Annotated in this window: 19 protein-coding genes, 1 other RNA gene and 2 pseudogenes; 7 read left to right on the forward strand and 15 right to left on the reverse strand. The window is 69.4% G+C overall.

Going from position 1 to position 22,252, the window contains the following annotated elements:
- The first annotated feature begins 13 nt into the window (after positions 1-13).
- Positions 14-386, forward strand: a transfer-messenger RNA (tmRNA) gene (ssrA, locus tag AC07VX_RS06815).
- Positions 387-467: 81 nt separating this feature from the next.
- Here ssrA and lexA read toward each other — a convergent pair.
- Positions 468-1,139: a transcriptional repressor LexA gene (gene lexA, locus AC07VX_RS06820; protein WP_493163982.1), complete on the reverse strand. Its 672-nt coding sequence runs from the start codon at positions 1,137-1,139 to the stop codon at positions 468-470.
- Between the two features lie 66 nt (positions 1,140-1,205).
- On the opposite strand from lexA, the gene AC07VX_RS06825 reads away from it, so the two are divergent.
- The gene (locus AC07VX_RS06825; RefSeq protein ID WP_493163983.1) at positions 1,206-2,141 is read left to right on the forward strand and encodes an asparaginase; all 936 of its coding nucleotides are present in this window, start codon (positions 1,206-1,208) and stop codon (positions 2,139-2,141) included.
- On the opposite strand, the pseudogene AC07VX_RS06830 reads toward AC07VX_RS06825, so the two are convergent.
- The 4 genes and pseudogenes from AC07VX_RS06830 to AC07VX_RS06845 form a co-directional block, all read right to left on the reverse strand.
- Positions 2,142-2,246: pseudogene (locus AC07VX_RS06830) on the reverse strand (PEP-CTERM sorting domain-containing protein); the annotation flags it as partial.
- A gap of 204 nt (positions 2,247-2,450) precedes the next feature.
- Positions 2,451-3,593 (reverse strand): annotated as a pseudogene (locus tag AC07VX_RS06835) (esterase-like activity of phytase family protein); the annotation flags it as partial.
- A 136-nt stretch (positions 3,594-3,729) separates the two neighbouring features.
- Complete coding sequence (locus tag AC07VX_RS06840; RefSeq protein ID WP_493163984.1) at positions 3,730-4,164, reverse strand: organic hydroperoxide resistance protein; 435 nt, start codon at positions 4,162-4,164, stop codon at positions 3,730-3,732.
- 44 nt (positions 4,165-4,208) lie between these two features.
- Complete coding sequence (locus AC07VX_RS06845) at positions 4,209-4,694, reverse strand: MarR family winged helix-turn-helix transcriptional regulator (protein ID WP_493163985.1); 486 nt, start codon at positions 4,692-4,694, stop codon at positions 4,209-4,211.
- Positions 4,695-4,816: 122 nt separating this feature from the next.
- Between AC07VX_RS06845 and AC07VX_RS06850 the strand changes: the two genes are divergently transcribed.
- Positions 4,817-5,179, forward strand: a complete 363-nt coding sequence (locus AC07VX_RS06850) for a DUF1304 domain-containing protein (protein ID WP_493163986.1) — start codon at positions 4,817-4,819, stop codon at positions 5,177-5,179.
- Here the strand turns inward: AC07VX_RS06850 and AC07VX_RS06855 are convergent.
- The 10 genes from AC07VX_RS06855 to AC07VX_RS06900 all read right to left on the reverse strand — a co-directional run bounded on the left by AC07VX_RS06855 (position 5,176) and on the right by AC07VX_RS06900 (position 17,324).
- Entirely contained in the window at positions 5,176-7,122 is a 1,947-nt protein-coding gene (locus AC07VX_RS06855; RefSeq protein ID WP_493163987.1) for an ATP-binding cassette domain-containing protein, read from the reverse strand. The genes AC07VX_RS06850 and AC07VX_RS06855 overlap by 4 nt on opposite strands.
- On the reverse strand, positions 7,119-7,979 hold the full coding sequence (prmB, locus tag AC07VX_RS06860) for a 50S ribosomal protein L3 N(5)-glutamine methyltransferase (protein ID WP_493163988.1): 861 nt from the start codon (positions 7,977-7,979) through the stop codon (positions 7,119-7,121). The genes AC07VX_RS06855 and prmB overlap by 4 nt, the downstream gene beginning before the upstream one ends.
- The gene (locus AC07VX_RS06865) at positions 7,976-9,145 is read right to left on the reverse strand and encodes a PilT/PilU family type 4a pilus ATPase (RefSeq protein ID WP_493163989.1); all 1,170 of its coding nucleotides are present in this window, start codon (positions 9,143-9,145) and stop codon (positions 7,976-7,978) included. Before AC07VX_RS06865 ends, prmB begins: the two co-directional genes overlap by 4 nt.
- A gap of 2 nt (positions 9,146-9,147) precedes the next feature.
- On the reverse strand, positions 9,148-9,972 hold the full coding sequence (gene dapD, locus AC07VX_RS06870; protein WP_493163990.1) for a 2,3,4,5-tetrahydropyridine-2,6-dicarboxylate N-succinyltransferase: 825 nt from the start codon (positions 9,970-9,972) through the stop codon (positions 9,148-9,150).
- Positions 9,969-11,162: a succinyldiaminopimelate transaminase gene (dapC, locus tag AC07VX_RS06875; RefSeq protein WP_493164502.1), complete on the reverse strand. Its 1,194-nt coding sequence runs from the start codon at positions 11,160-11,162 to the stop codon at positions 9,969-9,971. The genes dapD and dapC overlap by 4 nt, the downstream gene beginning before the upstream one ends.
- Positions 11,163-11,241: 79 nt before the next feature.
- Entirely contained in the window at positions 11,242-12,699 is a 1,458-nt protein-coding gene (locus AC07VX_RS06880) for a serine/threonine protein kinase (RefSeq protein ID WP_493163991.1), read from the reverse strand.
- Entirely contained in the window at positions 12,699-13,475 is a 777-nt protein-coding gene (locus AC07VX_RS06885; RefSeq protein ID WP_493163992.1) for a metallophosphoesterase family protein, read from the reverse strand. The genes AC07VX_RS06880 and AC07VX_RS06885 overlap by 1 nt, the downstream gene beginning before the upstream one ends.
- 41 nt (positions 13,476-13,516) lie before the next feature.
- Entirely contained in the window at positions 13,517-15,946 is a 2,430-nt protein-coding gene (locus AC07VX_RS06890; RefSeq protein WP_493163993.1) for a spermidine synthase family protein, read from the reverse strand.
- 3 nt (positions 15,947-15,949) lie between these two features.
- Positions 15,950-16,573: a TIGR02466 family protein gene (locus AC07VX_RS06895; protein WP_493163994.1), complete on the reverse strand. Its 624-nt coding sequence runs from the start codon at positions 16,571-16,573 to the stop codon at positions 15,950-15,952.
- A gap of 67 nt (positions 16,574-16,640) precedes the next feature.
- A complete protein-coding gene (locus tag AC07VX_RS06900) occupies positions 16,641-17,324 on the reverse strand; it encodes a PEP-CTERM sorting domain-containing protein (RefSeq protein WP_493163995.1) in 684 nt (227 codons plus the stop codon).
- Between the two features lie 302 nt (positions 17,325-17,626).
- Here AC07VX_RS06900 and AC07VX_RS06905 point away from each other — a divergent pair, with 302 nt between their 5' ends.
- The 4 genes from AC07VX_RS06905 to AC07VX_RS06920 all read left to right on the forward strand — a co-directional run bounded on the left by AC07VX_RS06905 (position 17,627) and on the right by AC07VX_RS06920 (position 22,241).
- Positions 17,627-19,861, forward strand: coding sequence for a CehA/McbA family metallohydrolase domain-containing protein (locus AC07VX_RS06905; RefSeq protein ID WP_493164515.1), 2,235 nt, complete (start codon positions 17,627-17,629; stop codon positions 19,859-19,861).
- An 11-nt stretch (positions 19,862-19,872) separates the two neighbouring features.
- A complete protein-coding gene (locus AC07VX_RS06910) occupies positions 19,873-20,337 on the forward strand; it encodes a copper chaperone PCu(A)C (RefSeq protein WP_493163996.1) in 465 nt (154 codons plus the stop codon).
- 111 nt (positions 20,338-20,448) lie between these two features.
- On the forward strand, positions 20,449-21,303 hold the full coding sequence (locus AC07VX_RS06915; RefSeq protein WP_493163997.1) for a peptidyl-prolyl cis-trans isomerase: 855 nt from the start codon (positions 20,449-20,451) through the stop codon (positions 21,301-21,303).
- Positions 21,303-22,241: a HupE/UreJ family protein gene (locus tag AC07VX_RS06920; RefSeq protein WP_493163998.1), complete on the forward strand. Its 939-nt coding sequence runs from the start codon at positions 21,303-21,305 to the stop codon at positions 22,239-22,241. Before AC07VX_RS06915 ends, AC07VX_RS06920 begins: the two co-directional genes overlap by 1 nt.
- The last annotated feature ends 11 nt before the right edge of the window (positions 22,242-22,252 follow it).

A 22,252-nucleotide genomic window follows, 5' to 3' on the forward strand; every position in this document is an offset into this window, starting at 1 on the left:
AATGCGAAGTTCTGGGGCCGACCTGGTTTCGACGTGGGTGCGGATCCGGAGTAGGGCATGCCGAGCACCAGTCCGCTCGTAAAACCACTGGAAACAAAGTAACTGCAAACGACTCTACGTTCGCACTCGCCGCTTAATTGCGGATGAGCTTCTCAACGGCAGGCCGATGGGCCGGGCTGAGTTCCGCAAGGGGCAAGGCTGAGAAGTCACTCACATCGGCTGGCGTCTTGCCGGGTCACTCGGTGGGGCGTGAGATTCAGTGACTGGCGGGAAAGCTAGCGTGCCACTGCGCGAGTTGACCGTGAGATTCAAATCAGCCGGCTAAGCATGTAGATCTGCCCGGTGATGGCTTGCGGACGGGGGTTCAATTCCCCCCGGCTCCACCATCCAAGCAAAAGGCCCGTGTCAGCGACACGGGCCTTTTTCCTTTTCAAGTGCGCCGGGGGGAATTGAACCCCCGTCCGATATCAGTTGAATCCTTGCCCCCGGATCAGGCCGACCGCCAAGCCTTCGATGGCGAAATGCTCGCTGCTCTCGTTGACGCGGATGGGTTCGAAGTCGGGGTTCTCCGGCAGCAGTTCGATGCCCTCCGGGCCGCGCCTGAAACGCTTCACGGTCACCTCCTCGCCGACACGGGCGACGACGATCTGGCCGTTGCGGGCTTCCTTGGCCGACTGCACGGCCAGCAGATCGCCGTCGAGGATGCCGATGTCCTTCATGCTCATGCCCTTGACCTTGAGCAGATAGTCGGGTTTCTTGGCGAACAGGCCGGGCTCGACGGTGTAGGTTTGCTCCACGTGCTCCTGCGCAAGGATGGGGGCTCCGGCGGCAACGCGGCCGATCAGTGGCAGCGTCAACTGCGCGAGGCTGGGAATGGGCAGGCTGAACTGGCGCGCGCGGTTGACGGCGCCGAGCACTTCGGACTTGAGCCGGATGCCACGCGAGGTGCCGCCGACCAGTTCCAGCATGCCCTTGCGAGCGAGCGCCTGCAGGTGCTCCTCGGCAGCGTTGGCGGACTTGAAGCCCAGCTCGGCAGCAATCTCGGCGCGGGTGGGCGGCGCACCGGTGCTTTCGATCGCGTTGCGGACCAGGTCGAAGATCTGCTGCTGGCGGGCGGTAAGCTTGGGTTGGTCTTGCACGGGCGGCCTTCTGAATTGGCTGGAAATTTGTCCAGCACCTGTATTTTCATCCAGGAATCCACAAAATTGCAAACTCCAGCGGATCTGATCGTCATTTTGGGTACCGGCGGCACGATCGCCGGCACGGCCAAGACTGCCAGCGACGGGGTGGGCTACACAGCAGCGCAGCTGGGCATCGATGACTTGCTGGCCGCCGTGCCGGCGTTGGCCGGGCGTCGCCTGGAAGCGCACCAGGTCGCTCAGTTGGACAGCAAGGACATGGACTTCGCCACCTGGCAGCGGCTCGCAACGGCCGTACAGGACCAGCTGCTGCGGCCCGAGGTGGGCGGCATCGTTATCACGCACGGTACCGACACGCTGGAGGAAACGGCCTACTTTCTGCAGCGCGTGCTGGCTCCCGCCAAGCCTGTGGTGCTGACGGCGGCGATGCGCCCGGCCACGGCACTGGCGCCGGACGGCCCGCAGAACCTTTTCGATGCCGTGCAGGTCGCGGCGATGCCGGGCGCCTCAGGGGTCGTCGTCAGCTTCGCCGGGCGGGTGCATGACGCGGCCCAGGTGCGCAAGACGCACAGCTATCGGGTCGACGCGTTCGAGTCTGTCGATGGCGCGCTGGTGGCGCGGGTGGAAGAGGGCGTCGTGCGCACGCTGGGCCGCTGGCCGGCAGGCGACGCGCTGGGGCTGGCTCGCATTGCGCTGCCGGTGGCGCGCTGGCCGCGGGTCGAGATCGTCATGAACCATGCAGGCGCGGACGGTGCCGTCGTCCGGGCGCTGTGGGCCTCGGGCGTCGACGGGCTGATCGCTGCCGGGACCGGCAACGGCACGCTCAGCGCTGGCCTGGATGCGGCGCTGCGCGCGGCGCAGGCCGGCGGCGTCAGGGTCTGGCGCAGCACGCGCTGCGACGCCGGCCCGGTCATGGAGCTGCCCGGTCTGCTGCCGAGTGCCGGCGCGCTGAGTCCGGTCAAGGCCAGGATCGAATTGATCCTGGCATTGCTGGCGGGCTGATCAGAGGCGGCGCTGGCGGCGTGCGAGGGCCAGCACGCCGAGGCCGGCCAGCAGCATGGCGTAGGTTTCGGGTTCCGGCACCGCTGCGGTGTAGCCTGCGATGTCGGCCGTGTAGCTGTGCAGCACGCCGGGCAGCAGCTGATAGTCGGCGGACAGCGTGGCGCTGGCGGCGCCGGTCGTGAAGAAGCAGCCGCTCGTCAGGCCCACGGGGCACTGGATGGACGACGCGAAGGGATCGGCGTCGGTCATGCGCAGGTAGACGTCGAACTGCGTGCCGCTGCCGTTCTGGGTCACGCTGTAGTCGTTGTCGGTACCGGCGAGGATGACGTACTTGCCGTTGGCCAGCTGCGGACCGATGGCCAGGCCTTCCCATTTCTCCGGCGACTTGTTGCCCAGCGCGGCCAAGGTGTTGGCATCGAGGTCGATGACCTTGGCGCCCTTGGTCGCGGCGACGACGCCTGCGGGCAGGCTGCCGCTGGCGGGCAGGCTGATGTTGCTCACGTCGGTGGCGGTGCTGAGGTCGACCTCGAAGACGTTCTTGTCGGGGCTGGTCACCGTGGCACCGATGCCGACGCCCCGGTTGTTGCGCTCGAGGACGAGGAAGCGGTTGGCATCTACCGCGACCAGCGCGGAGATGCCGCGACCCTGGCTCGAACTGGCCAACTGGTAGGCGTATTGCCCCACGGCCAGGCCGGTGGCGGTGTCGTATTTGACGATGCGGGTGTACTGGCTGCGGGTGCTGGTAGCCGGGTCGTAGCCGTCGTTGATGAGGCCGTTCTGCAGCATCGCGAAGGCGTAGCGACCGTCCGGCGTGATGGCCAGCGCTTCCAGGCCTCGGTTGCCTTCGCGCCCGGAAGTGAGCTGCGGCAAGCTGCCGTTGGGGGCGAGCGCGTTGTAGTTCACGCTGCCGCCCGCCTTGGGTACGAGGTTGGCCGGCGTCGCGTACTCACGCACCAGCTGGCCGCTGCGGTTGAACTCGTAGACCGAGGGGCCGTACTCGTCGCTGACGAGCAGGTTGCCGGTCACCGGGTTGACGACGATGCCTTCGGGGTCGAAGGATTTGCCGAGCAGGCTGGGCGTGGCGGGCGCCTGGCCGTTCAGCGCCACGCCGGCGCTGGTGAACTTCACGGTCTGCTGGATCTGAAAATTGGAGATCGCGCCGGTCGTCGGGTCGATGTCGACGGTGAAGCGCTGGACGCGGGTGTCGTAGCTGAGCGTGCCGCCACCAGGGCCGCGGTCGGACAGGCCCCACCACTCGTTGCGGGCGCGGTCGTAGTAGATGTCTGAGAAAAAGCCGACGCGGCGATCGAAGTCAGAACCGCTGGAGAGGTCCAGGCTGTTGCCGGCGATGCTGATGCCGTTGATGAAGCTGACGTTGCTGACCGAGCCCGCCATGGCCGTGGAGGCGCTGGCGATGGCGGTCAAGGTGAGCAGGGACGCTCGAAGAAGCATGGGGCCTCCGGAAACTGGGTTGGCTGGACAAGTCAACGGCGCAGGCTAGGGAGGCGGGATGAAAGTTCCGTGACGTCGCCCGGGACGTCCCCGTATTCACGTGGGCGGGGAAACCCGGGCGATCGGCACGGTGCGATCAGACGACGGTCAGCGTCACGTCGACGTTGCCGCGCGTGGCGTTCGAGTAGGGGCAGACCTCATGGGCCGTGGCCACCAGGGCTTCCAGCTGGGCGCGGTCCATGCCGGGCACGGAGATCTTCATGTCGACCTGGATGCCGAAGGCGCCCGGCTTGTTGGCGTGCGGGCCGATGCCGACTTCCGTCGTGATCGAGACCTCGGCCGGCAGGCTGACCTTCTGGCGCGCCGACACGGCCTTCATCGCGCCGATGAAGCAGGCGGAGTAGCCGGCCGCGAACAGCTGCTCGGGGTTGGTGCCGGTGGCGCCGTCGCCGCCCAGTTGCTTGGGCGTGGTCAGCACGACGTCGAGCACGCCGTCGGACGACTTGGCGGTGCCGGCGCGGCCGCCGGTGGCAGTGGCGGTGGCGGTGTAGAGGGCTTTTTCGATGGCCATGGTGGCTCCTTCAGCGTAGTGCTTGGTGGTGGGAGGGAAAGAAATCAGGCAGCCGCGTCGGCGGCCCGGTTGAGTTGCTGGCGCAGCTGGGTGAGCCGCTGCGTCAGCGCGATGACTTCGTCCAGCTCGCAGGCGCTGGCGCAGGCGAGGTGGCTGGGGATGTCCAGGGCCTGCTCGCGCAACTGGCGGCCTTGCGGGGTCAGGAAGATGTCGACGCGGCGCTCGTCGTCGCTGGCGCGGCGGCGCTCGATGTGGCCCAGCGCTTCCAGGCGCTTGAGCAGCGGCGTCAGCGTGCCCGAGTCGAGCGACAGGCGCTGGCCGAGCTGGCTCACGCTCAAGCCCTCCGCCTCCCACAGCACCAGCATGACGAGGTATTGCGGGTAGGTCAGGCCCAGCGGCGTGAGCAGGGGCTTGTAGATCTTGGTCATGGCCAGCGAGCTGCTGTAGAGCGCAAAGCACAGCTGGCGGTCCAGCTGCAGCCATTCCGCGCGGGGATCGGCGGCCGGGGTGGGGGTCTTGCTGCGAGCCATGGTTGTTAATGTAGTTGGCAATTTAATTGCACACAATTTAAATGGTCTTTCGGGCGACACGGCACGCCAAGTCGATCTGAGAGGATGCGCCACCCCCAATGACGACAAGATGAGGAGAGATTATGGAAATGGCCGCAATCGTGCTGGCGGCGCTGGTGGCGCTGCTGCACCTGTACTTCCTGGTGCTGGAAATGTTCTTCTGGACCAAGCCGCTGGGCCGCAAAGCCTTCGGGCTGAAGGCGGATTTCGCGGAGCAAAGCAAGGCGCTGGCAGCCAACCAGGGGCTGTACAACGGCTTCCTGGTGGCCGGCCTGGCGTGGGGGCTGATGCAGGGCGCCGCTGGCGCGGGCAAGCCCTGGTTGGTGTTCTTCCTGGGCTGCGTCGTCGTGGCGGGCGTGTTCGGCGCGGCCACGGCGTCCAGGAAGATCCTGTTCGTGCAGGCGCTGCCGGGCGCGTTGGCGCTGGCAGCAGTCCTCGCGCTTTAGGCGCTCATCGCCTCGATCTGCTCGCCCAGCTCCAGCCAGCGCATCTCGTCGGCTTCGAGCTGGTCGGCAATCGCCTTCAGGCGCTTGCCCATTTCGGCGATGGCCGAGGCGGCCGCGCCTTCCGCGAGCTGGGCCTCGATCTCGGCGCGTTCCTCGGCCAGCGCGTGCAGGCGCTTGTCGATGGTCTCCATCTCCTTGCGCAGCGGGCGCGTCTGCTCGGCCAGTTTGGCGCGGGCCTGGCCGGAGACCTTGCGGTCCTCGCGCGGAGCGGGCGCGGGTGCGGGGGCTGCGGCCACCGCTGGCGCCGGTGCTGTGGCCGGCTGCTTCTTGGCCGCGCGGGCGGCTTCCTTGCTCTGGTCCAGCAGCCAGCGCTGGTAGTCGTCCAGGTCGCCGTCGAAGGGCTTGACGGCGCCGTCGGCCACCAGCCAGAACTCGTCGCAGACCTCGCGCAGCAGTGCGCGGTCATGGCTCACGAGCATGACCGTGCCCTCGAATTCGTTCAGCGCCATCGACAGCGCCTCGCGGGTGTTCAGGTCCAGGTGGTTGGTGGGCTCGTCCAGCAGCAGCAGATTGGGGCGCTGCCACACCAGCATGGCCAGCACCAGCCGCGCTTTCTCGCCGCCCGACAGGCTGCCGACCTGCTGGTTGACCATGTCGCCCGTGAAGCGGAACTGGCCGAGGAAATCGCGCAGCTCCTGTTCGCGGCCCGGCGGGCCGACCTCGCGCGCCAGCCGCACCATGTGCTCCAGCGGGCCTTCGTCCAGGCGCAGCACATCCAGCTCCTGCTGGGCGAAGTAGCCGATGGACAGGCCCTTGCCCTCGGTCAGCTTGCCGCCCATCGGCGCCTGCGCGCGGGCAATCGTCTTGACCAGCGTGGACTTGCCTTGACCGTTGGCGCCCAGGATGCCGATGCGCTGGCCGGCCAGCACCGAGCGGTCAACGCCGCGCACGATGATCTTGTCGCCCTCGTCGGTGCGGTAGCCGGCTGACAGTTCGTCGAACATCAGCATCGGGTTGGGCAGGTTCAGCGGCTCGCGGAACTCGAAGTTGAAGTCGGCCGAGGCTAGCACCGGCGCGAGCTTTTCCATGCGCTCCAGCGCCTTCACGCGGCTCTGCGCCTGCTTGGCCTTGCTGGCCTTGGCCTTGAAGCGGTCGATGAACTTCTGAAGGTGGGCCACGCGGTCCTGCTGCTTGGCGAAAGCGGCCTGCTGCAAGACCATGCGCTCGGCACGCTGCGTCTCGAAGCTGGTGTAGTTGCCGCCGTAGCGCACAAGCTTGCCTTCGTCCAGATGCAGCGTGACCTTGGTGATCGCGTCGAGGAACTCGCGGTCGTGGCTGATGATGATCAGCGTACCGTCGTAGCGCTGCAGCCAGGCTTCCAGCCAGACCAGGGCGTCCAGGTCCAGGTGGTTGGTCGGTTCGTCCAACAGCATGAGCTCGGCCGGGCACATCAGCGCGCGGGCCAGCTGCAGGCGCATGCGCCAGCCGCCGGAGAAGCTGTTGACGGGTGCGTCAAGCTGCTCGGTGCGGAAGCCCAGGCCCATCAACAGCGCCTGGGCGCGGGAGCGGGCGTCGAAGGCGCCGGCGTCGGCCAGCGCGGCATGGGCTTCGGCCATCGCGTGGCCGTCATTGGCCTTCTCGGCGTCGTCCAGCGCGATGCGGGCCGCCACCAGCGTCAGGTCGCCCTGCAGTACGAAGTCGGTCGCGCCGTCCTCGGTCTCGGGCATGTTCTGTGCCACTTCGGAGCGGCGCCAGTGCCGGGGCACCTCGACTTCGCCGCGGTCGTTGGAGAGGCGCCCGGTCAGCAGCGCAAATAGGCTGGACTTGCCCGCGCCGTTGCGGCCCACCAAGCCGATCTTCTCGCCGGGCTGCAGGGTGGCGGAAGCGCCGTCCAGAACCACCTTGACGCCGCGGCGCAGCGTGATGTCGCGCAGCGTGATCACAGCAGGTTTTCCTTCGTGACGAGCAGCACCTGGTCGGCGCCCGAGGAGGTTCCCATCCAGACAACTTCCAGTGTCGGGAAGGCAGCTTCGAAGTTTTCGCGTTCGTTGCCGATCTCCAGCACCAGCACGCCGTCGTCGTTCAGCACGGCGGGCGCGGCGCGCAGCAGCTCGCGGATGAAGTCCATGCCATCCGTGCCGCCGGCGAGGGCCAGCTCGGGCTCGGCCAGGTATTCGGCGGGCAAGGCGGCCATGCTGGCGCTGTTGACATAGGGCGGGTTGCAGAGGATCAAGTCGTAAGGTCCTTCAGCGCCCGCCAGGCCATCGCCCTGCAGCAGGCGCACGCGTAGCGCGAGGTTGTGGCGCTCCACGTTGAGCTTGGCCACGGCCAGCGCGTTGATGTCGATGTCGAGCGCGTCCACCTCGACGTCCGGCCAGGCCATGGCCGCCAGTACGGCCAGGCTGCCGTTGCCGGTGCACAGGTCCAGCACGCGGCGGCTGGCCGGGTTGAGCCAGGGGTCGATGCTGGCGTCGGCGATCAGCTCGGCGATGAAGCTGCGCGGCACGATGGCGCGCTCGTCGATGGTGAAGGGCACGCCCTGCAGCCAAGCCTCGCCGGTCAGATAGGCGGCGGGCTTGCGGGTCGAGATGCGTTCGTCGATCAGCGCGGCGATCGCCGCCACCTCGGCCACGCTCAGCTCGCGGCCCTCATGTTCGTCCAGCGCATCCAGCGGAATGCCGAGGCGCCACAAGGCCAGCCACATGGCCTCGTCGAACGCGTTCGTCGTGCCATGGCCAAAAAACAAGCCCGCCTGGGCGAGGCGGGCGGCTTGGGTTTCGATGCAGGCTATCAGTTTCAAGTGCCGCGGACGTCCAGGGTGATTTCGGTGAAGCTGGCCTCGTCGGGGGCCTTCTCTTCCTTGCGTGGTGTGGTCGTGAGACGGGCGCCGGGCGCCTCGTTCTGCAGCCGCCACAGCAGGTTGGTCGGCGAGTCAGCGAAGGCCAGGCCTTCCTCGCGGGTGATGGTGCCGTCGGTGATGAGCTTGGCGAAATGTTCTTCGTAGGTCTGCGAGCCCTCGGCGATGGACTTCTCCATCGCCTCCTTCACGCCGGCGAAGTCGCCGTTCTCGACGAGCTCGGAGACCAGCTTGGAGTTCAGCAGGATCTCGACCACCGGCACGCGGCCGCCGGCCGTGGCGCGCACCAGGCGCTGCGACACGATGGCCTTCAGGCCGGCCGCCAGATCGTTCAGCAGCGCCGGGCGGGACTCCGGCGTGTAGAAGGACAGGATGCGGTTCAGCGCGTGGTAGGTGTTGTTGCCGTGCAGCGTGGCCAGCACGAGATGGCCGGAGAGCGCGTAGCTGATGGCCGCCGTCATCGTGTCGCGGTCGCGGATTTCGCCGATGAGGATGCAGTCCGGTGCCTGGCGCAGCGCGTTCTTCAGTGCGATCTGCAGCGAGGCCGTGTCGCGGCCGATCTCGCGCTGGTTGACCACCGAGCGCTTGTTGCTGAACAGGTATTCGATCGGGTCCTCGATGGTGAGGATGTGCCCCGTCATCGTCTGGTTGCGCATCTCCAGCATGGCGGCGAGCGTCGTGCTCTTGCCGGTGCCGGTGGCGCCCACCATCAGGATCAGGCCGCGCTTCTCCTTGATCATCTGGCCCAGCACGGGCGGCAGCTGCAGGCTTTCCAGCGTCGGGATGTCGTGCGGGATGTGGCGGAACACGCCGGCGATGGAGCCGCGCTGGCGGAAGCCCGACAGGCGAAAGCTCCCCACGCCGCGCACGCCGACGGCCATGTTCAGCTCGCCAGTGTTGTCCAGCTCGGCCAGCGAGGCCGGGTCGATGACCTCGGCGATGAGCTGGCGCGGCTGCGGCGGCGTCAGCAGCTGGTCGGACAACTGCACGGTCTGCCCGTTGATGCGGATCAGCACCGGCATGTTGGCCGACAGATAGCAGTCCGACGCACCCTTGTCGGCCATCAGCCGCAGGATGCGCTCCATGTTGCCGGCGCCGGGGCTGCTCATGATCAGGCGCGCAGCAGTTCGTTGATGCTGGTCTTGGAACGCGTTTGCGCGTCGACCCGCTTCACGATGATGGCTGCGTACAGGCTGTAGCGGCCGCCGTCCTTGGGCAGCGAGCCAGAGATGACGACGGAGCCGGCCGGGATGCGGCCGTAGCTGACGGTGTCGGTCGCGCGGTCGTAGATGGGCGTGCTCTGGCCGATGTAGACGCCCATGGAGATGACCGAGTTCTCCTCGACGATGACGCCTTCGACCACCTCGGAGCGGGCGCCAATGAAGCAGTTGTCTTCGATGATGGTCGGGTTGGCCTGCAGCGGCTCCAGCACGCCGCCGATGCCGACGCCGCCGGACAGGTGCACGTTCTTGCCGATCTGCGCGCAGGAGCCGACGGTGGCCCAGGTGTCCACCATGGCGCCTTCGTCCACGTAGGCGCCGATGTTCACGTAGCTGGGCATCAGCACGACGTTCTTCGCCTGGAAGCTGCCGCGGCGGGCGACGGCCGGCGGCACCACGCGCACGCCGGTGGCGCGCAGTTCGGCCTCGCTCATGCCGGCGAACTTGGTGGGCACCTTGTCGAAGAAGGTCAGTTCCTTGTCGCCCATCAGCCGGTTGTCGTTCAGGCGGAAGGACAGCAGCACCGCCTTCTTGATCCACTGGTGCACCGTCCACTGGCCCACGCCTTCGCGGGTGGCCACGCGCAGGCGGCCAGCGTCCAGCTCGGCGATGACGTGCTCGACGGCCTGGCGCAGCTCAGGGGCGTTGGTGGGGTCGAGCGCGGCGCGGTTGTCCCAGGCGAGGTCGATCAGGCTTTGCAGTTCAGCGGTGTTCATGGGAGGGATTTCGTGAAGGAGACGATGCGGCGGGCGGCTTCGAGGCATTCGGCCTCGTCGGCCACGAGGGCCAGGCGGACGCGCCCGGCGCCGGGATTGCTGCCGTGCGCCTCGCGGGCCAGCAGGCTGCCCGGCAGGACGGCGAGATTGTATTGAGCGAGCAAGCCTTGGGCGAAGGCGACGTCGTTACCGCCTGGAACAGCGGCCCACAGGTAGAAGCCGGCGTCGGGCAGGGCCACGTCCAGCACCTCGGCCAGCAATGGCGTGACCTCGGCGAACTTGTGGCGATAGCGTGCCCGGTTGTCGACGACATGGGCCTCGTCGCCCCAGGCCGCGATGCTGGCGGCCTGCACGATGGGGCTCATGGCGCTGCCGTGGTAGGTGCGGTAGAGCAGGAACTTCTTCAGCAGCGCCGCGTCGCCGGCTACGAAGCCCGAGCGCAGGCCCGGCACGTTGGACCGCTTGGACAGCGAGGTGAACGCGATCAGGTTGCGGTAGTCGCTACGGCCGAGCCTGGCCGCCGCCTCCAGCCCGCCCAGCGGCGCCTCCTCGCGGAAGTAGATCTCCGAGTAGCACTCGTCCGAGGCGATGACGAAGCCGTGGCGGTCGCTCAGCTCGAACAGCGCCTGCCATTCGGACAGCGGCATCACCGCGCCGCTCGGGTTGCCGGGCGAGCACACATAGAGCAGCTGGGTGCGCGCCCAGGTCGCCTCGTCGATCTGGCGCCAGTCCACGGCGAAGTTGCGCGCCGGGTCGGCGTTGGCGTAGGCCACCTCGGCGCCGGCCAGCAGGGCAGCGCCTTCGTAGATCTGATAGAAGGGATTGGGGCAGACGACCGTGGCGCCTGGGCGGGTCGAATCGACGACGGTCTGGGCGATGGCGAACAGCGCCTCGCGCGAGCCATTGACGGGCAGCACCTGCGTCGCCGGGTCCAGCGTGAGGCCGTAGCGGCGCGCAATCCAGCCTGTGATGGCCTCGCGCAGCGCCGGCGTGCCGGCCGTGGCCGGGTAGGCGGCCAGGCTCTTCATCGAGGCGTTGATGGCCTCCGCGATCAGGGCCGGCGCCGCGTGGCGCGGCTCCCCGATGCCCAGGGAGATGGGGGCGAGGGCGGGGTTGGGCGTGATGCCGGCCGTCAGCTCGCGCAGGCGCTCGAAGGGGTAGGGATGCAGCCGGTCGAGCCGCGGATTGATCGGGAAACTCATGCAGGCATGATAGGGCGCAGGGCCGCCGGGCATGGCGCCGCAGGGGTTGCTAAGCCGTGAAGTGGGCCTAGCCGGCGGCGGCTTCGCGCACGACGGTCACCGTGCAGTCCGACTCGGCCACGACCTGGCCCGACACGCTGCCGAGATAGCGCCGCAATGCCGACGAGCCGCGCGCGCCCATGACGATGTGGTCCACGCCGTTGCGGTGGGCGAAGTCGATGATGGCGCCGGCCGCGTCGGGGGCCTCCAGCACGTGGAAGGTCAGCCGCCCGTCGTCCAGGTTCAGCGCCTTGCTGATGGGGCGCGCCCAATGCTTCAGTGCGATGAGCTGCTTCACGTGCAGGCTCTGGCCGTGCTTGTCGGTCAGCTCGTCGATGCCGATGCGGTTGACCCGCATGATGCTCACGCAGGCCAGGCGTGCGCCGGCCTCGGTCTGCACGATGCGGCGAACGGTTTCGCAAAGCTGGGCCAGCAGTTCGGGCGTCGCGTTTTCCACGTCGACCGCCGCCATGACGATGGGGCTGCGCGCCAGCTGCTGGCCGGCCGGCGGCGGCGGCGGGGCCTCGGCGCCCAGCGCGAAGAACCAGCGCTTGAGGCGGCGCATCGCGCCGCTGACCTGTAGCTTCTCGGCGCGGGCGGTCAGCGCCACGCCACCGGGTTCGCGCAGGTCCAGCGCCAGCTGGGCGGCGCTCTGGTAGCGGCGCTCGGGTTTGACCTCCAGGCAGCGCAGGATGACCTCCTGCAGCCAGGGCGGCAGCTCGGGCCGGATGGCGCGCGGCGGCATGGGCTCGACGAACAGGCGCCGTCGCAGGCCGCGCACCGAGTTCGGCTGGCCGAAGGGGCGCTCGCCGGTGGCCAGGTGGTAAAGCATGACGCCCAGCGCAAAGAGATCGCTGCGCGGGTCGTTGCGCACGAACTGCACCTGCTCCGGACTCATGTAGGGGCCCGTGCCCATGGGCAGCGTGAATTCCTCTTCCAGCAGGTCGGGCAGCTGCTCGTGGCGGCTGAGGCCGAAGTCGACCAGCACGGCCGTGCCGTCGGGCCGGAACATGATGTTGCTGGGCTTGATGTCCAGGTGCACGACATGCTGGCGGTGCAGGGCCGCGAGCGCGGTGGCCACGCGGGCGCCGATGTCGGCCACCTCCTCCAGCGGCAGCGGCGCGTCGTCCAGGCGCGGGCGCAGCGTGTCGCCGGGGATGCGCTCCATGACGATGAAGGCCTGCCGCGTCCAGTCGCCACGCGCGACGAAGCGCGGCACGTGCGGGCCGCTGAGCTGGGGCATCAGCATCTGCTCGACCTCGAAGCCGACGATGGTGGCCGGGTCTTCGCCGCCCTTGATGCGGGGCACCTTCATCAGCAGCTCGCCGTCGCCCCCGCCGCCCTTGCCGCCCTCTACGCGGCTCACACGCCAGAGGTTGGCCATGCCGCCCTGGTGCAGTTTCTCCTCCAGCCGGAAGCCGTCCAGCACCTGGCCGGCTTCGAGCGGCGCCGGCGGGGCGGGCGGCGAGGCAGGGGTGGTCGTCATCACTCGCCCAGGGTGAGGCGGCGCGCCAGCCGCTCGGCGATAAGCGGCGGCAGGTCGGTCGCGTGCAGGGCCGCGCAGGCGGCCTCGACGTCGTAGGCCACGCGCTGGAAGGTGATGCGGGCGTCGTCCAGGTCGGACTTGCCCGGGTCCAGCAGCGCATAGCAGGCCGCCGGATTGCCGTCGCGCGGCTGGCCGCAGGATCCGGGGATGACCAGCCACTGGCGATGCGCCGGCAGCGGCATGGGCACGCCGGCCACAGGGCGGAAGTCGCCCGCCTTGCCGGTGCCGGAGAGGTGGAAGAGCATGGGATCGTGCATGTGGCCGCAGACCTGGATGCGGGCTGCGCTGGCGTGCAGGCTCTTCACGGCCTCGGCACGGCCCTGCACGTATTCCCAGCCATTGGGCTCGAAGGCGTTGGCGTGCACGAACAGGCATTGGCCGGGCTCGCCATGGGCTTGCAGGGGCAGGCGCGCCAGGAAGCGCAGCTGGTCTTCGTCGAGCTGGGCGCGCGTCCAGTCGATGACGGCGCGGGCGTCCGGGTGCATGCTGGGCGTGCTGCCGTGGGCCACCGCCTCGTCATGGTTGCCCTGCACGGCGATCGCGCCATCGGCCGCCAGGGCCATGACCTGGTCGAGCACCCAGGCCGGGTCGGCGCCGTAGCCGACGAAGTCGCCCAGCAGCGCGTAGCGCGTGGCGCCCTGCGCGCGGGCGTCGGCGAGGACGGCCTCGAAGGCCTGGCGGTTGGCGTGAATGTCGGTGATGAAGGCCCAGCGCATGGCCGCAGCTTGCCATGAAGCGCTGACGCCGGCCCAACAGATCAGAGGGCGGCCAGATCGGGGCGGATGCGGGCCAGCTCGTCCAGCAGTTGTCGGGCCGCGGCCGGGTCGTGCGGGGCCAGGGCTTGCGCGAGGCGGCGCAGCGGGTCGGCCGCGGGCCGGAAGTCGGGGCTCTGGCGCAGCACCGCCAGCAGCGGCGGGCCGACGCGGGCCAGCATGACGGCAGGGTCGGCGCTGGGGGCCGTGCGGCGGCCCAGCTCCAGGTAGGCCCGGCGGGCGGCGGCGTAGGCATTCAGGCGCGGGGCGAGGTCCGGTGTTGGCAGCAGCGAGGCCGTGTCGACGCTGAGCTGGCCCAGCAGGTCCAGCAGGCGGTCGCGCGGCGCGGAGTCCGGCGCGTAGGTGATGCGCGGTGCGCGGTAGGCCACCCAGGGGCGGTCGTCGGTGTTCGGCGGTGCGCCGGCCGCGAAGCGCTGCAGCGCGGCGTTGTCGGCGATGAAGCTGCCCAGCACGGCCAGGTCGTCGCCCAGCCCGAAGCCCGCCGCCAGCGCCGGCGCGGCACGGGGCGCGAAACGGCTGCCGCCGGCGCGGCCGACGAGGCCGATGGTGGGCGTGTCCAGGCTGTTGCTGGCGAGGATGGCGGCGCCGTCGGGGAAGGCCTGCAGGAAGGCGGCGGCAATGCTGCGCAGGGTGTCGAGGTCGAGCTGGTGCAGGGGCAGCCACTGGCAGAACAGGCCGGCCGGCGCCAGGCGCTCGCGCACCGCGCCGAAGTGCTCGACCGTGTAGAGCGCGCCCGAGCCACTGCGGGCGGGGTGGAAATTGTCGGAGACGACGACGTCGTAGTGCTGCGTGGCCGTACGCACGTAGCGGCGGGCATCGGCGGCGATGAGCCGCGGGACCGGGCCCGGGCCGAGCGCGGGGCGGAACAGCGCCGAGGCTTCGATGACTTCGGGCAGCAACTCGACCGCATCCACCTGCAGCCCCGGCAACTGCGCAGCCACGCCCGAGGTGATGCCCGAACCGACGCCGAGGAAGAGGGCACGCTGCGGGGCCGGATGCAGCAGCAGCGGCAGCAGGGCCTGGCGGCCATCGACGTGCAGGCTGGCGCTGCTGCCTTCCTGCTGGCGGTTGTTGATGTGCAGCCGAGCGACGCCAGCGGCGTCCTCGACGACGCTGACGGCAGCCATCGCGCCGTCGCGGTAGCTGAGCAGGCGGCCGCCGTCGGGCAGGTCGACGAAGGCCAGCGGCGGTGCGAGCAGGGCCAGGGCGGCGGTGGCGCCGACGGGCAGCCACCACGCCAGGCTGCGCCAGGCCGGCATCGGCAGCAGGTAGCCCGCTGCCACGAGCAGCAGGGCCAGCCTGGGGCCGAGGGCCGGGGCCAGCGCAACGCCGAACAGGGGCGCGGCGAGCATGGCGCCGAGCGTGTTGACGCCCAAGGCGCGGCTGAACGGGATACCGGCCTCGGCCGCGTCGGCGCTGAGCTGGCAGAAGAGGGCGCCCATCAGCAGCGTCGGCAGCGCGAACACGGCGACGGCGAGGAGGGCCTCGGTGGCCAGGGCCGCGGCCAGCGTCTCGGGCTGCAGCCAGTCCTTGATCGCCTCGGCGCCCCAGAGCGCAGCTGTGCCGAGCAGGATGCTCATGGCCAGCACTTGCAGCAGCCGCGGCGTGCTGCGCAGCCGCGGCCAGCGCGCAAAGGCGGCAGCGCCCAGGGCGCTGCCGGCCAGGTAGACGGCCAGCAGCAGCGCGAAGGTGTAGACAGTGTCCTCCGCGACCTGGCTGAGCACGCGCACCGCCAGCACTTCGTAGGCGATGCCCAGCAGGCCGGTCAGCGCGAGCAGGGCCAGTGGCCGGCTCGACGCGCGGGGGGCGAGCCGCGGCATGGGTCCGGCCTTGAGCGCGATGCCGGCCAGCAGGGCGCAGCCGAGGTTGAGCGCCACGCAGAGCCCGGCGCTGCGCGTGAGGCCCCAGTCCGGGATCAGCCAGAAGGCGGTGGCCAGCACGCCGACCACGGCGCCCAGGGTGTTGGCGGCGTACAGCGGCGCCAGCCCCGCGGTGCCGAGGCGCGTCATGGCCGGCAATGTCGCCCCCATGGCGGCCGTGGCGGGCAGCAGCAGCAGGAAGCTGGCGCCGAAGGCGATGCTCCAGTGCCACAGCGGAGAGGCATCCGCCCCGATCAGCCGCAGGGCGGCGGCGCTGGCGGCCGGCATCGCGAGCATCAGCACCAGGCCCCAGGCGCCGATCAGGGCTTCGCAGCCGGCATACCAGCGCAGCGGCCGGGCACTCGTCTCGATGCGCCGGCCCAGGGCCAGCGCGCCGAGCGACAGCCCGCCGAAGAAGGCTGCGACCACGGCCAGCACGGCGGCCGATTCATGGCCCAGCACGAGCCCGAACTGCTGCGTCCAAATGATCTGGTAGCCCAGGCCGGCAAAGCCGGACGCGGCCATCAGCAGCAGGGCCAGGGGGGCGGCGTGCATGCGTCAGCCGGCGAAGGAGATCGCGTAGCCCCAGGAGTCCAGCCGTGCCGGGATGGCGTTGAAGGCCATCGTGATGCGGCGCTCGCCGGGGTTGGGCGGCACGGCGTGCATCAGGTAGCTGGGGAAGATGACCATGTCGCCGGGCGCGGGGGCGGGGCTGATCCACTTGTCCGCGTTGTAGGGCCCGGGTGTCGTGCCGGCGTGGTCGTTGCGGAAGGCGAAGTCTGTGCCTCCGGGCGACTTCATGAACACGGTCTGCGAGTTCTCGTGGGTGGGCGTCAGGTAGACCACGCCGGAGGCGAAGCTGTTGGCATGGTTGTGCATGGCCTGGTGGCCGCCGTGGTCCAGCACGTTGACCCACATCTCCTTGAGCGCCCAGCCCATGCGTTCGCCCAGCAGGGCGGCGCCGAAGTCCGTCAGCTTGGGCGTGATCAGCGCGGCAGCCTCGACGAACAGCGGGCTGTCGCCGGGCTTGAGCATCTCGGTGTGGGTGAGGTTGCCGGAGGAGTTGTTCTCGCGCACCGCACGGGCGCTGAAATGCTCGACCAGGGCCCGCACCAGCGGCGCCGGCAGCACGCCGGGCACGCGCAGCAGGGGAATGGGGAAAAGCCCGATGAGTTCATCCATCGGGCCATTGTCGAAAGCGACGATGACAGTTGTGCGAGCCTCCCTGGCGGGAAGCGGCGCCTGGGGCTCAGGCGCGGCGGCGCTTGGCCAGGCTCAGCGTGGCGACGCCGCCGGCCAGCATCAGCAGCCAGCTGCTCGGCTCGGGCACGGGGGCGGCGGCCAGCGTCACGTTGTCGAGCGACACGTAGGCGTTGGTGCTGGGCGTGGTGGCGCTGATGACGACCGAGGCGAGCGGGACATCGGAGACGAAGCCGACGAAGCCGGTCAGGGAGTTGCCGGTGCTGGTGGTCGTGAAGGTCAGGCCGTTGATGTCGGTGGCCTTCAGGGTCAGGGCCAGTGTGGACAGCTCGCCCAGGATGTTGGTGCCGTAAACGTTGGCACCGATGGCCTTCACCGGCGTGGTGAAGTTGCCGAAGGTCAGGGTGTCCTGGAACCACATCGTCGAGACGGCGATGTTGCTGGCCGCCGGCACGACGAACAGGCCCGACGGCTCGTTGATGGGGTCGGTGCTGAGGTTGGACGAGGTCAGGTCGTAGCCCAGCGCGCCGGCCGTGCGCGAGACGCTGAGCGCGTTCAGCGGCTGGTTGATGGTCAGGTTGGAGAAGCTGTCCGAGCTGACCACGCCGCCGGCGGCAGCGGTGAAGCTGGCGAGGCTGGTGCTGGCCGTGATGGCGGCCTGCGCGGCGCCGGCCGTGCAGATCAGTGCCGCGACGGCGGCGGCTTGTGACAGGGGGAAGCGGGCGTAGTTCATGAAGAGTCCTCAGGTGTCGAGCCAAAACCTGGACGCGACTATGTGCGGCGTTTGTGACGGGCCTGGGTCGGCCGTCCGTATCGACATAGTCCAAACGCGACAACGGGTACCGCCGCAGCCGCGCCCGCCCAGGGCAGCGCACCCGATCCCCCGCAGATGCGGGACGGGTTTTCCTGGGGCGCAAACACGCACCGGGGGCCATTCGGCTCTGCGCACCGTCACGCGGCGGTCAATGACGCTCCCTAGCATCCCGCCGTCACCCCCGATCCCGGTCACCTCGAATCATTTCAGGAGCTAGCCTCATGCGTATCCCGTTCAACCAGCGCCAAGTGGCCCTGGCCGCCTTCGCCGCCATGGGCTCGGTCGCCCTTTCGATGTCGCCCATCCAGGCTGCCGCGCAGAGCAAGCCCGCGGGCAAGTATGTGGCGGGCGACTTCCACAACCACACGACCTGCTCGGACGGTTCGATCTCGATGCAGAAGCTGGTCAAGAAGTCCACCGCTACCTGGGGTCTGGACTGGTTCGTGCAGGCCGGCCACGGCGGCAACGGCAACCGCAACTGCACGCTGACCGAAGACGCCAGCCTTGCCACGCCGGGTTACCCCTTCACCAACCAGGGGCCCACCACGACCTGGGCCAACAGCATCGGCAACGCCGCGCTGAAGGGCGACAACGCCGTTACCTCAGGCTTGATGTGGCGTTGGCAGTCGCTGCAGTCCTTCCAGTACCCCCTGCTGGAGAACGTGGCCGCCAACAACGGCGTGCCGCTTTTCCTGGGCCTGGAGTCCGTCGTCGCCGGCCACGAGCACAGCTCGATGTCCGTCATCACCGGCCAGATGCCGGCTGCCATCGACACCACGCCGATCGGCGGCGCGAGCACCGTGCTGGGCAACGCCAACGCGCTGGCGCAGTGGTCCTACTGTTTCGACCGCGGTGACACCGACACCAGCCGCGGCACCACCAACAACTGGAACTGCGCCGTGCCGGGCAGCCTGAACGAGACTAGCCCCGAGTGGAACGCCACGGCGGCCAAGCTCTTCCAGGGCAGTGGCACCGGCACCGGCACCAAGGGCCACACCAAGACGCTGGAAGCCATCAAGTGGATGGCCGCCAATCACCCGACGGGCAGCTACTACATCCCTGCCCACCTGGAGCGCGCCGGCCCGTTCAACCCGAACGGCAACAACGGCTTCAACGTCGAGCATCTGCGCAACTTCAACAACGTGTCGCCCGACATCGCCTTCGGCTTCGAAACCCAGCCGGGCCATGGCGCCTCGTCCGACCGCGGCGAGTACCAGCCCAAGCGCCAAACCATCAACGGCGTGCTGACCGATTCGGTCGGCGGCACGACCTACGGCGGCACCGGCGTCTATGGCGCACAGATCGGCGGCGTGTGGGACGCGCTGCTCGGCGAAGGCCGCAACTTCTGGTTCTTCGCCAGTTCCGACTGGCACAACCGGGGCATCTTCGGCCCGGATGACCGCCGCTCGACGCAGGACTTCCAGCCCGGCGAGTACCAGCGCACCTACGTCATGGTGCGCAACGGCACCGACCCGAAGCTGCGCCCGCAGACCATCGTCGACGGCCTGCGCACGGGCAACGCCTGGGCGGCCAGCGGCCAGCTGATCGACCGCCTGGCCTTCGTGGCCTGCTCGGGCCGCACCGCGGCGGATGTCCAGGCCATTGCCGTGGCGGCAGCCAGCACCGGCGTGTCTGCAGACGCCACGGGCTGCGCCACTATGGGCGAGCGCCTGAACATCACGGCCGGCACGGACGTCTACGTCGCCATCGTCGTGCGTGATCCCGCCGGCACGAACAACGCGCCCTACAACTTCCCGAACCCGTCGCTGCTGCAGGTGGGCATCAACCAGCCGATCAACCAGCCGGTGCTGGACCACATCGACCTGATCGGCGGCAACGTCACCGGCCTGAAGTCGCCGGCGGCTGCCGACTACGCTGGCCAGTGGCCCACCAACACCGACTGGCTGCGTGCCGACGGCACCAACCCGCGCACGGCTGCCGGCAAGATCGACCTGTCCGGCGTGCCGGCAGCAGCCAAGAACACCAGCGCGCAGGTGCTGTCCACCTTCAACGGCGCCACCTGGTCGGCCGTGACCGTGGGCGGGGCCCCGGGCCTGGCGATGGTCTACCGTATCGCGGCGCCGACGCAGTCGCAGTACGTGCGCCTGCGCGGCACCAACATGCCGGCCTCGGTGCCTTACGAGACCGACAGCGACGGCAACCCGCTGTCCGACCTGTACACCAACGCCAGCAACACCGCGATGCTGAAGATCCCCTGCACGACGGTCGGCACCAACGTGCCCGCCCTGGGTGGCCGCACCGCGTACACAGGCAACGCGATCAACGGCTGCCCGACGCACCTGCCGGTCGTCAACGGCGTGAAGTACTCGGCCTACGACGTGGCGGCCTGGTCGGACCTGTGGTTCTACAGCAACCCGATCTACGTGCAGGTGGCGGGCTCCGCCGGCGTGGCCCCCGCCACGGCGTCCAAGGCCCGCCTGGTGGCCGGCCGCTGAGGGGCGTGGGCGTGAGCCGCATCGCTGCTGCCCGCCCGCTGCGGCGCCGGGCCCTGCTCGGCGCCGGCCTCGCCGCGGGGCTGCCACTGTGGGCGCCGCAGGCCCGGGCCTGCGAGTTCTTCTCCGCCACGCTGCGCGTGACCCATCCCTGGGCGCGCGCAACCTTGGAGTCCGAGGACAGCGCCCGCGTGTTCATGCGCTTCGACGAGGTGACCGAGGACGACCGCCTCATCGGCGTGAAGACCATGGTGGCTGGCGGCGCCACGCTGGCTGGCCCGGGCGTGGCCGGCGACGGCGTGGACTTCGCCATCCCGCGCGGCCGCACCTCGCTGCTCAGCGAGCAGGGAGTCCATCTGCTGCTGACTGATCTGCAATGGCAGCTTCAGGTGGCGCGCGCCTATCCCATGCAACTCATTTTCGAAAAGGGCGGCGTGCTGAACGCCAGCTTGAGCATCGACTTCCCTCGCTTTGGCTGATTCCATCCCTGCGCTCACCCTTCTGTGGTGCGCCCGGGCCTCTTCACGAGCCCGGGCGCTTTTGCCTTTTCTTGCGACCCTTCCATGAATTCCCCGTCGATGACTTCCTCCATGGGCCAACCCGCATCCGGCGCCGCCGCGCCCGCGCGCCGGCTGCCCGCCGTGCTGCGCGAACCGCTGCTGCATTTCGCGCTGCTCGGCGCCCTGCTGTTCGCCGCCGATCACTGGCTGGTGTCGCGAAACGACGACCCGCGCACCATCGTCGTGGGGGCCGAGGTCGACAAGGAGGCCCGCGAGGTCTTCAAGTCCGCGCGCGGCCAGGACCCGACCGACAAGGAGCTGGCCGCGCTGCGCCGCACCTGGGTGCACAACGAAGTGCTCTACCGCGAAGGCATGGCCCTGCGCGTGGACCTGGGCGACACGGCCATCCGGGAGCGCGTCATCTTCAAGGCGCTCAGCATCGTCGACGCCGGCCTCAAGCTGCCGCCGGTCGATGACCGTCAGCTGCGCACCTGGTTCGAGGCCCACCGCGACAAGTACGACGAGCCCGGCCGCTACGACTTCCAGGAGGCCATCCTGTCTGGCGACGGCAGCGAGGCGGCCGTGCGGGCCTTCGTGAAGGATCTGAACGGCGGCACGCCCGGCGAGGCCAAGGCCGGGCTGCGGGTCTTCAAGGGTCGGCCGCACGCCAGCCTGGCGCCCAGCTACGGCCCCGACTTTGCCAAGGCGCTGGATGCCAGCCCGCCGGGCGGTGCCTGGCAGGCCCTGCACACCAAGGAAGGCTGGCGCGCAATCCGGCTCGACGCCGTCACCCCCGGGCGCCTCGCCGCCTTTGAGGCGGTGCGCAATGTCGTGCTGCAGGACTGGACCGACGACACGCTGGCTGCGCAGCGCACGGCTGCCGTGCGGGAGCTGGCGAGCAAATATCGTTTTCGTACCGAGTCGGGGCAGGAATGGTCGTTCTGATGCGCCGCCTGCTGCTGGTCTGGCTGGCCGCCTGGCTGCTGCCGGCCGGCGCCCACGAGCTCAGCATGGCTGAACTGCAACTGCGCGAGCTGTCGGGCGGTGAATTCATCGCTGCCTGGGGCGCGGGCGAGAAGAGCGCGCCGACCGACAGCCTCGTCCCGCAATGGCCCGAGCACTGCAACGCCGAGGGCACTGCGCTGCACTGCGGCGAGGCCGGGCTGAAGGGCACGATGGGCATGAAGGGTATCGGCGAGCGCTTCTCGGCAGTGCTCGTCAAGATTTACTGGCGCGACGGGCAGACGCGCGTCTACACGCTGACGCCGGGGCAGCCGACCGTGCAGCTCTTCGGCGCGGCGCAGGATGGCCGCGGCCTGGGCGAAGTGGCGTCGGCCTACACGGTGCTGGGCTTCGAGCACATCCTGAGTGGCATCGACCACCTGCTGTTCGTCATCTCGCTGCTGCTGCTGGTGGGCTTCGGGCGGCGGCTGTTGTGGACGATCACGGCCTTCACGGCCGCCCACAGCCTGACGCTCGCGCTCAGTGCCCTCGGGCTGCTGACGCTGCGCCCGCCGCCGGTGGAGGCCACCATCGCGCTGTCCATCGTGCTGGTGGCCGGCGAGGGCTTGAGCCCGCGCGAGACCTGGTCCAAACGCTGGCCGGCGCTGGTGGCCTTCCTGTTCGGGCTGATGCACGGCCTGGGCTTTGCCGGTGCGCTCAAGGAAATCGGTCTGCCCCAGCAGCACCTCGCGGCCGCGCTGCTCAGCTTCAACGTCGGTGTCGAACTCGGACAGCTGTTCACCGTCGGCATCGCCTGGCTGCTGTGGCGGCTGACGAGGCGATGGCCCGCCATGGCCCGGCTGCGGACTGCGCTGCTCTATGCCATCGGCACCGCAGCGGCGTACTGGTCCTGGTCGCGGGCGTTCGCGATCATTGCCTGACGCGATGAAAA

The sequence above is a fragment of the Roseateles sp. GW821-FHT03B02 genome (genome assembly GCF_059421025.1).

Coding starts and splice junctions, on each gene's coding strand:
- AC07VX_RS06840 (WP_493163984.1), bottom strand. CDS start 4,164: ATGGCCATCGAAAAAGCCCTCTACACCGCCACCGCCACTGCCACCGGC.
- AC07VX_RS06845 (WP_493163985.1), bottom strand. CDS start 4,694: ATGGCTCGCAGCAAGACCCCCACCCCGGCCGCCGATCCCCGCGCGGAA.
- AC07VX_RS06850 (WP_493163986.1), top strand. CDS start 4,817: ATGGAAATGGCCGCAATCGTGCTGGCGGCGCTGGTGGCGCTGCTGCAC.
- AC07VX_RS06865 (WP_493163989.1), bottom strand. CDS start 9,145: ATGAGCAGCCCCGGCGCCGGCAACATGGAGCGCATCCTGCGGCTGATG.
- dapD (WP_493163990.1), bottom strand. CDS start 9,972: ATGAACACCGCTGAACTGCAAAGCCTGATCGACCTCGCCTGGGACAAC.
- AC07VX_RS06880 (WP_493163991.1), bottom strand. CDS start 12,699: ATGACGACCACCCCTGCCTCGCCGCCCGCCCCGCCGGCGCCGCTCGAA.
- AC07VX_RS06885 (WP_493163992.1), bottom strand. CDS start 13,475: ATGCGCTGGGCCTTCATCACCGACATTCACGCCAACCGCCAGGCCTTC.
- AC07VX_RS06890 (WP_493163993.1), bottom strand. CDS start 15,946: ATGCACGCCGCCCCCCTGGCCCTGCTGCTGATGGCCGCGTCCGGCTTT.
- AC07VX_RS06895 (WP_493163994.1), bottom strand. CDS start 16,573: ATGGATGAACTCATCGGGCTTTTCCCCATTCCCCTGCTGCGCGTGCCC.
- AC07VX_RS06900 (WP_493163995.1), bottom strand. CDS start 17,324: ATGAACTACGCCCGCTTCCCCCTGTCACAAGCCGCCGCCGTCGCGGCA.
- AC07VX_RS06905 (WP_493164515.1), top strand. CDS start 17,627: ATGCGTATCCCGTTCAACCAGCGCCAAGTGGCCCTGGCCGCCTTCGCC.
- AC07VX_RS06915 (WP_493163997.1), top strand. CDS start 20,449: ATGGGCCAACCCGCATCCGGCGCCGCCGCGCCCGCGCGCCGGCTGCCC.
- AC07VX_RS06920 (WP_493163998.1), top strand. CDS start 21,303: ATGCGCCGCCTGCTGCTGGTCTGGCTGGCCGCCTGGCTGCTGCCGGCC.